The sequence below is a fragment of the Streptomyces flavofungini genome (assembly GCF_014650815.1).
GTDB lineage: Bacteria > Actinomycetota > Actinomycetes > Streptomycetales > Streptomycetaceae > Streptomyces > Streptomyces flavofungini.
In genome coordinates this window covers 745,887-754,944 of record NZ_BMVR01000003.1, presented here as the reverse complement: position 1 = coordinate 754,944, position 9,058 = coordinate 745,887, and the positions used below count along the sequence as shown (strand labels likewise).

General features: G+C 72.5%; 4 protein-coding genes. 1 reads left to right on the top strand and 3 read right to left on the bottom strand.

Annotation, left to right across the window (positions count from 1 at the left end; genetic code table 11):
• Window positions 1-3,730 (bottom strand): type I polyketide synthase (locus tag IE274_RS10420; RefSeq protein WP_229909439.1); only part of this gene is annotated, 3,730 nt, incomplete at its 3' end.
• A gap of 1,702 nt (window positions 3,731-5,432) precedes the next feature.
• A complete protein-coding gene (locus IE274_RS10415) occupies window positions 5,433-6,401 on the bottom strand; it encodes an alpha/beta hydrolase (RefSeq protein WP_190115319.1) in 969 nt (322 codons plus the stop codon).
• 180 nt (window positions 6,402-6,581) lie between these two features.
• Here IE274_RS10415 and IE274_RS10410 point away from each other — a divergent pair, with 180 nt between their 5' ends.
• The gene (locus tag IE274_RS10410) at window positions 6,582-7,157 is read left to right on the top strand and encodes a TetR/AcrR family transcriptional regulator (RefSeq protein WP_190115318.1); all 576 of its coding nucleotides are present in this window, start codon (window positions 6,582-6,584) and stop codon (window positions 7,155-7,157) included.
• A gap of 171 nt (window positions 7,158-7,328) precedes the next feature.
• Here the strand turns inward: IE274_RS10410 and IE274_RS10405 are convergent, their stop codons facing one another.
• Window positions 7,329-8,768, bottom strand: coding sequence for an FG-GAP and VCBS repeat-containing protein (locus IE274_RS10405; protein WP_190115317.1), 1,440 nt, complete (start codon window positions 8,766-8,768; stop codon window positions 7,329-7,331).
• Between the last annotated feature and the right edge of the window lie 290 nt (window positions 8,769-9,058).

The window sequence follows — 9,058 nt, the reverse complement described above, 5'->3', positions numbered from 1 at the left end:
CGGGGAACACGAACGCCACCTTGCCCGCAGGCCGCGCGACACCCATCGCCACCCGGGCGGACTCGGCCCCCTGGGCCACCGCCGTCAGCGCGTCGGCGCCGCCCGCGACCACCACGGCCCGGTGTTCGAAGACCGAGCGGGACAGCAGACCGGCCGCCATGTCGGCGGGCGTCAACTGCTCCACGACAGCGGCGAGTCGGGCGGCGTGGGCGCGCAGGGCGTCCTCCGAGCGCGCGGAGAACACCAGCGGCACGGACGCCGACGACGGCTCCGGGTCGGCCGGAACCTCGTCGGGCGCCTGCTCCAGGACGGCGTGGGCGTTGGTGCCGCTGATGCCGAACGAGGACACACCGGCCCGCCGGGGGCGCTCGACCTCCGGCCACGGCGTGGTCTCGGTGACGAGCGACACCGCGCCCGTCGTCCAGTCCACGTGCGGGGTGGGCTCGGTGATGTGCAGGCTCTTGGGCAGCTCGCCGTGCTGCAGCGCGAGCACCATCTTGATCAGGCCCGCGACGCCGGACGCGGCCTGCGTGTGGCCGATGTTCGACTTCACCGAGCCGAGCAGCAGCGGCCGGTCGGCCGGGTGCTCCTGGCCGTAGGTGGCGAGCAGCGCGTCCGCCTCGATCGGGTCGCCCAGCTTCGTGCCGGTGCCGTGCGCCTCGACGGCGTCGACCTCGGCGGCGGACACGCCCGCGTCGGCGAGCGCCTGCCGGATCACCCGGCGCTGCGCGGGGCCGCTGGGGGCGGTGAGGCCGTTGGACGCGCCGTCCTGGTTGATGGCGGTGCCCTTGACCAGCGCGAGCACGGGGTGGCCGTGGCGGCGGGCGTCGGAGAGCCGCTCGAGGAGCACCATGGTGGCGCCCTCGGCGAGGCCGAACCCGTCCGCGCTGGCCGAGAACGCCTTGCTGCGGCCGTCGGGGGCCAGCGCGCGCTGCCTGCTGAACTCCACGAACATGCCCTGCGACGGCATGACCGTGACGCCGCCCGCGAGCGCGACGGTGCACTCTCCACGGCGCAGCGACTGCACGGCCAGGTGCAGGGCGGCCAGCGACGACGAGCACGCCGTGTCGACGGTGACGGCGGGCCCTGAGAAGCCGAACGTGTAGGAGAGCCTGCCGGAGGCGACGCTCGCGGTGTTGCCGGTGAGGAGGTAGCCCTCCAGGTCCGCGGGCGCCTCGTGCAGTCGCGGCCCGTAGTCCATCGTCATCGCGCCCACGAACACGCCCGCGCGGCTGCCCCGCAGCCCCGCGGGGTCCATGCCCGCGCGCTCGATCGCCTCCCAGGAGATCTCCAGGAGCAGCCGCTGCTGCGGGTCCATGGCGAGGGCCTCGCGCGGCGATATCCCGAAGAACTCCGGGTCGAACTCGGTGACTTCGTGCAGGAATCCGGCTTCGCGCTGGTAGTAGCCGCCCACCCGCTCGGCGTCCTCGTCGTAGCGTCCGTCCAGGTCCCAGCCGCGGTCGGCGGGGAACGCGGTGATGCCGTCGCCGCCCGCGGACAGCAGCTCCCACAGGTCCTCGGGGCTGTGTACGCCGCCGGGCAGGCGGCAGCTCATCGCGACGACGGCGATCGGCTCGTCGTCGCCGCCCGTCATGGCGACCGGCGCCTCGTCGTCGTCGGTGGGCGCGCCGAGCAGGACCCGGTCGATGTGCGTGGCGAGGCCTCGGCACGTCGGGTTGTCGAACACCGCGGACACGGGCAGCTTCAGGCCGGTGGCGGCGTTCAGGAGGTTGCGCAGGGACACCGCGCCCGCCGAGTCGACGCCCAGCTCCAGGAGCGGCGCGTCCACGTCGGCGGAGAGCGCGGCGTCCCCGCCCGCGACGGCGGCGACCTGCGCGCGGACCAGGTCGAGGAGCAGTTCGTGGCGGTCGGGGGCGGCCGCGAGCCGGTCGGCGAGGGACGGGGCGGGGGTGGCTGCGGGCGCCGCGTCCAGCGGATAGGCGGGCAGCGGCACCGCGCGGGCGTCCCGGCCCGCGAACACCGCGTCCCAGTCGGGGAGTACGCCGTGCGCGTGCAGCACGGCCAGCGCGGCGGTCAGGTGGTCGGCGCTGCCCGGGCCCCGGCGCAGCGTCCCGAGGACGACGGCGTCCACGGCGACGTCCTCGGCGGTCTCCTGCACAGCCCTGGTGAGGACGGGGTGCGGGCTCGACTCGACGAGCAGGCGGTGGCCCGCGGCAAGTGCGGCGCGGGTGGCGCTCTCGAAGTCGGCGGTGTGGCGCAGGTTGCGGCACCAGTGGTCCGTGGTGAGCGTGAGCGGGTCGACCCGCTCGCCCGTTGTGCCCAGGTAGATCGGCACGTCCGTCGGGCGGGGCTCGATCGGGGCGAGGTCGGCGCGCAGCCCGTCGAGGACCGCGTCGACCTGGCGGCCGTGCGCCGCGATGCGGATGTCGATGGCCCTGGCCTTGATGCCGTCCACGGCCAGTTCGGCGAGGAGTTCGTCGGCCTGGTCCTCGACGCCGGAGACCAGGACCGAGCCGGGGGCGTGCACGGCGGCGAGGTCGAGGCCGTCGTAGCGGGTCAGCCGTTCGCGTACCTCGTCGGCGGACGCGAGGACGGACAGCATCACGCCGTGTTCGAGCAGGTGCACCTGCGCCTGGCCGAACACGGCCACGGCCCGCGCACCGTCCTCGACGGACAGTGCGCCCGCGACCGTCGCGGCCGGGAGCTCGCCGGCGCTGGAGCCGATCACGGCGTCGGGCACCACGCCCCAGGACCGCCACAGGGCGGCCAGGGACACCATCATCGCCCAGAGTGCGGGCTGTCCCACGTCCGGCCGGTCGAGCGACGGCGTGTCCGTGCGGCCGCGCAGGACGTCCATGACGGGCCAGTCCACGTGCGGTGTGAGGGCGTCCGCGCAGGCCTGCAGCTGCTCGGCGAACACCGGGAAGCGGTCCATCAACTCGTCGGCCATGCCCGGCCATTGGGGCCCGTGCCCGGGGAACACGAAGGCGAGGCCGCCCGCCGCGGCCGGGGCGGGGCCGCCGGTGGCGAGTCCCGGTACGGGTAATCCGCCCTTGCTGAAGGCGGCCAGCTCGTCGGTGAGGCGGGCCCGGTCGGCGCCGACGAACACGGCGCGCTCGGCGAGCGCGGGGCCGGTCGTGGCGAGGGACAAGGCGACGTCGGCGAGCGGGAGTTCCGGCTCGGCGTCGAGGAGTATGCACAGGTCGGCGGCGCGGGCCCGCAGGGCGTCCTGGCTGTGCGCCGTCAGCGCGATCGGGACGGCGGGGCCTTCGGCGGCGGCGCGGCCGGGGGCGGGGCGGCCCGCGCGCAGGGCGGACTCGACGAGGGTGAGAACGTTGTCAGGCAACTCGGCGTCGGTGCCGAGCCGGTAGGCGAAGGTCGCGGTCCGGGCGTCGTCGCCCCTCGCGAGCACGGCGTGGGCACCGTCCGACCCGACGAGGGCCAGGCCGCATTCGCCGGAACGCACCGCGGCGAGGGCCTCGGCGAGCGGGTCGTGCGCGGTCCGGCACGGGCCGAGGAGGCCGAGCACCCGCGCTAACTCGTCCGCGTCGCCTTCGCCGGCGCCGTCGGCGGCCAGGAAGACGCCGATGCCCGCCCGGTCGTCACCGATGCCCGCGTCCCCACAGGCCGTCCACGCCGACTCCACCGCGGCGGTCAGGTCCGCCGGCGGTGTCACACCGGTCAGTTCGGCCCAAACTCCGGGATCCGGCTCGGTCCGCACCGGTGCCGCAGGCGCGACTCCGATGACGGCGACAGTGCCGATGTCCACTCGTGCCAATTCGCACATGGCAGCCTCTGCCCTCGTCAATCGTCCGCTAATGAACACACGCATCATTGGCCCGAATTGGCTCGCACACTTCTCAGCCAAACCGCACCGACAACTGGCGCAAGTCAAGACCAGCGCTCCAGAAATTGTCAACTGGCGTATATTTCCGGTCGGTCGACGGCTATTTCCAGTCTGCCGCGTGTCGGACAACGTGTCGTAACGCGCCCGCGCGAGGAATACCCGTTGGCGCCGTGTTGGCGCGAGTCGGCGCGCCCGGGCTCACGAAATTTACGGGGCCGACTTGAGGAATTAACCCCGCCCCCGGCGCTGCCAGGGTACGCAAAACCCCAGCTCTCACCCGCTGGACGCAGCCACTCCGCTGCCCTTTGGGGCAACTGAAAGGGCACACCGCTATAAGCGGAAGGGGAACATCCGGTACCCCTCTCGATGCCCGACTGCCGTGCGACCGTCAACCTCGGGTCGCACGCATCCCTTAACATGGGGACACCTATCCGCATCCGCGTCGAAACACCCACCGCGCGCGTAGCGGAAAGCGCCGAGCACACCCGTGACGTTACCGCCGGGAACACCGATGACCTGGGCCTGGAACACGGCAGCGGCCTGCCCGGAGACACCACGGCGCGAGGTCCGGGCACCACCGTGAGCTGGGACGACAAAGACTCCGGCGGCGCCACCCGCGGCTCACGACCGGGCCATGGCACGGGTGCTGCGACCTAGGCGCCGCCGGGCCGGATACGGGTGTCGCGCCGACTGCCAGTCGCCGACGAAGCGGTGCGCCAGGACAGCGCAACCATGGGCGAGTTCATTACCCGCGGGACACGCGGAAAGGTATTGTTAAAACTCTGTTTCGAACTCGACAAGACAGCGGTCGGGCAGAGGCAATCAATACGTCGGGGTAAGCAAAAAATGGCGGCGCGCACTCCATCTGCCAAGTGCCGCGTGACGCCAGTCACTACCTACTTTTGAGTAGGGACAGCAACCCGGCCCCGGTCTCCACACGGCAGCCGGGAAGGCTCGCTCGGAAGTACCAGAACCGGCATCGCGGGTCACTGGGCCGTGCTCTCCCTTTGGGTGGACTCCATATGGGCTTCGGGCTCGATGCGGGGAGGCAAAGTGAATGCTCCTCCGGGGGTGCCCGATCGGATACGCGGGTGGATCGCTCATGGTCAGGTGAATGCGATGTCACTGGTCCGTGCCTGGCGCAACAGTATCGGACCTGCCTTTGCCCGCACCACCCCGTCCATTTGTGGCTATCGGCGGCGCGGCAGCGCTCGCTTACTGGCGCGTAAGAACTGCTGCCCGGCACCGCGAGCGCCCTCTATATATGCCGAAGCGAAGAGCCACAACGCCTCCGCTACCTGGCATCAACTCCACCCAGTTCGCATCCGCGACACCCGACCCGGACACACACGACGCACCGGGCAGCACTCGACGAAACGGGCACATCCGGACCAGGTTGTGCCCGTTTGGCCACACCAGCGCTCCGCTTCTTGCCCGTTTCAGCCCTCCTGCGCGATCATCGTGGTTCATCTCACAACGTGCCCACGCGCGGACAGGGCGTCACCCTGTCGCGCAGGTGACGCCCTGGTGAAGAGGCGTGAAGAAGGTGGCGTCCGGCCCAAGAACGGCCGCCGCCCCGCGAGTTGGCGGTCACCTCACGGGGCGGCGGATGCGGGCCTCCGGGCTAGCCCAGGTCGGCGAGGGAAGCCCGGAGGAAGTCGAAGATCTCCGCGCGCGCGGCCGCGGCCTGCGGGACCACGCCCGGCAGGCTGAGGAACGCGTGCGGCGCTTCGGCGTGTTCGGTGAGCCGCACGGGCGTCCCGGCCGCCCGCAGTCGTTCGGCGTAGCGGCGGCCGTGGTCGGCCAACGGGTCGTGGGTCGGCACCACCACGAGCGCCGGGGCAAGCCCGGTGAGGTCGTCGGCGTACAGCGGCGAGAGCGCGCGAGGGTCGGATCCCGGGGGAGCCGCGAGCCGTTGGAAGAGTCGCAGCTGCGGCACGGCGAGGGTCGGGGTGTGCGCGTGCTCGGCGGCCGAGGCGTGGTCGAGCATCGACCCGGTCACGTCGACAGCGGGGTTCACCAGCACCTGCGCCCGCAGCCCCAGGCCGGCCTCCCTGGCCCGGAGCGCCGCCAGGGCGCTGATCAACGCGCCGCAGCTCTCGCCGAAGACGGCGGTCCGCTCCGGGTCCACGCCCCACTGCGCGGCGTGCCGCACCACGTGCTGGAGCACGTCCCAGCCGTCGTCGACGGCGGCCGACAGCGGATGGTCCGGGTCGACGAGGCGGTGCTCCACCGAGACGACGACGGCGGGCAGTCGGGCGGCCACGTGACTGGTGACCCAGTCGCACTGCACGGCCGTACCCACGAACCCGCCCCCGTGCACGTGGATGACGAGCGGCAGCCCGCCCCGCCGCACGCCTTCGCCGTCGCGCCCGGTGACCGGTCGGTGCACCCGGACCGGGAGTTCACGGCCGGGCAGTGCCACCTTCTCCCATCGGATCGTGGCGCCGGGGTCCGGCTCCCCGGTCATCGCCCGGATCGCGCTGGACGCCCGGAAGCGGTTCTCCGCGTCGCGGTAGGCGACCAGCTCCTCGGTGGTCATCGCCAGCCAGTCGGGCTCCGGCGGCCGCTCCGCGGTGGTGCTCTCGCTCATGCCTTCTCCTTGCTCAAAGGGGTCTCGTCGCCAGTGAGTTCGTGGGTGGGCTCGTTGACCAGCTCATGCGTCAGCCCGTTGGCCAGCTCGTTGCCCGGCTCGTTCGCGAGCCCGCCGCGAGAGAGTTTCGCGACTTCAGGTATCGATACCCAAGGTAGCGAAAAGAGGTATCGTGCGGCTATGACATCGACCACATCCGCCAGGCCGCCCGGCCGTCCGCGCTCCGGCGTCAACGCCGCTGTCTTCGCCGCCACGTTGAGCACAGTCGAGGAACTCGGCTACGCGCGCGCCACCGTCGATCGCATCGCCGCCGCGGCCGGGATCGCGAAGTCGACGGTCTACCGGCGCTGGCCGTCGAAGGGCGAGCTGATCGTGGACTGCCTCCTGGACGCGTTCGGCCCGGCGCCGCTGACGGGCTCCAGTCGCGCCGAGCTGATGACCTCGACCATCCGCTGGGTCGCGGCGAAGATCGGTGAGCCGGGGGTGGGCGACGCGTTCGCCGGCGTGTTCAGCGACGCCGTCAGCGACCCGGCCCTGCGGGAGATCCTGTCCACGCGGCTGCAGGACCCGTACCGGCTGGCGCTCCAGGAGGCGCTGGACGAGCCGGAGAACCGGGTCCTGTTCTTCATCGACGTCGTGGTCGGCGTGCTGCTGCACCGGATGGGCATGACCGGCGAGCCGATGGTCGAGGCCGATGTCGACGCCCTGGTGGACATGGTCCTGCCGCACTTCACCGACGGCCGCGGCAAGATGTGATGCCCCGTCGGGCCACGTCCGCCCGGCGGGGACATCCGACGTCGGGAGACATCCGGCGCCCGTCACCCGACACCCGCCCCCAGACATGGAGATGCCCCAGGAGCCCTGCGCCGACGAGTCGAGCGACAGGGCCCCTGGGGCCATGAACGGGTACGAGCGGCTACGGGACCGTCAGCGCGCCAACACCCCGAACTCGTCCCCGGCCCACGGCACCTGAGCAGCCACCGGAGCCTTCACCACGCGGGTGGGCGCGGCCCCGGCGATCTTGCCGTCCTTCGTGCCGACCGACCACACCTCGGACGTGTTCGCCCGGACCGGGAGGGCGATCTCGGGCTGCTTGTCCCCGTTCAGATCCGTGATCTTGAGGAGCTGCGGGATGCGGTAGACACCCTCGGGACGGGGCAGGCCGGGCGCGTTGTAGGGGGAGAACGCGGCGCCGGTGCCGGTCACGCCCCTCTTCGCGCCCTTGAGCACGTACATGCCGCCGCCGCTGATGTAGCAGTGCTCGCAGGTGGCGTGCCGCTCGCCGGGAGCGCCGACGACCAGATCCGCGTAGCCGTCCCGGTTGAGGTCGGCCGCGGCGACGTCGCTGCCGAAGCTGTCCCCCGCCTCGACTCCGCCCGGGACGCCGGGGCTGTCCTCGGTGAACGTCTTGGCACCGCGGTTCTCGTCCACGCCGCCGGCGGAGCCGTAGTTGATCTGGACCCGGCCCGCGTGCCGCTCGGAGTCGATCGCGTACGCCGAGTCGCCGACCGCGATGTCGCCGTACCCGTCCTTGTCGAAGTCGGCGACCGCGACGCTGTTGCCGCCGCGGACGGTGGCCGCGGTCTTGCGCAGCCCGGACGCGCCGCCGAGCAGCACCCGGCCCCGCCTGCGCTCCTCGCCGAGCACCACGAGGTCGTCGATGGCGCCCTTGTTGACCCGTCCCACGGCGAGCCGCTTCTGTGCGTCGGCGTAGCCGAACATGGCGCCCACGTCCACCGGCTTGACCGCGGCGGGCGAGCCGTCGGCCTTGAACGGGCCCTGGTGCAGGCGGATCGCCGTGGAGTAGCCGACGACCAGGTCGGTCCTGCCGTCCCCGGTGAAGTCACCGGCCTTCAGGACCGCGCCGAAGCCGGGCCCGGCCGCGCTGCCGGACATCGTGGTGCCGCCCTTGAGGCCGGTGGGGCCGCCCCAGACCAGGGTGACCTCGTCGCGGGACGCGACGGCGAGGTCCGCGTAGCCGTCGGCGTTGAAGTCGCCGCCTGCGAGCGTCCGGCCGAACCGCTGGTTCTGCCGCGCGCCGCCCGGCACGCCGGGGCTGCTCTGGGTGACGGCCTTCAGGCCGGTCCTCTGGGCGCCGTTCTTCGAGCCGTACGAGACGGTGACGTAGCCCGCGCTCAGGGCCCGGGTGGGCGCGCCGTCCGCGCCGGGGACGTTCACCGCGCCGTCCGGGGCGCCGATGGCGAGGTCGTGGTACCCGTCGCCGTTGAAGTCGTCGGCGTACCGGGTGGGCGCGGGGCCCGTGGTGGCGGCCTGGGCCGCCTGGGTACCGGTGAAGCCCGGCAGACCCCCGGTGAGTGTCGTGGCCGCCGCGGCGATCACGACCGCGCGACGGATGTGGCTGCGCACGTCCGTTCCCCCTAGGAACTCGATTGGTTGCACCCCCAAGACCCCTGCCGCGCACGAACGGTTGTGCGGATCTTCGCGGTACTTCCGTTTGCCCACCCGGAGCCGGTGGCTCGGGCGGGGGATGACGTACGGGTTCCGGGAGCACACCCCGAGCAGGACGGGGCGACGGGGCGGTAGCCACATCGATGTAGTGGCGGGCTCCGCACTCGGCACGATGAACAGCCGCTCCACGCGGACGAGCATGGAATGCGGACATTCTCCGCACCTGCTCGCACCCGCCGCCTCCAGGA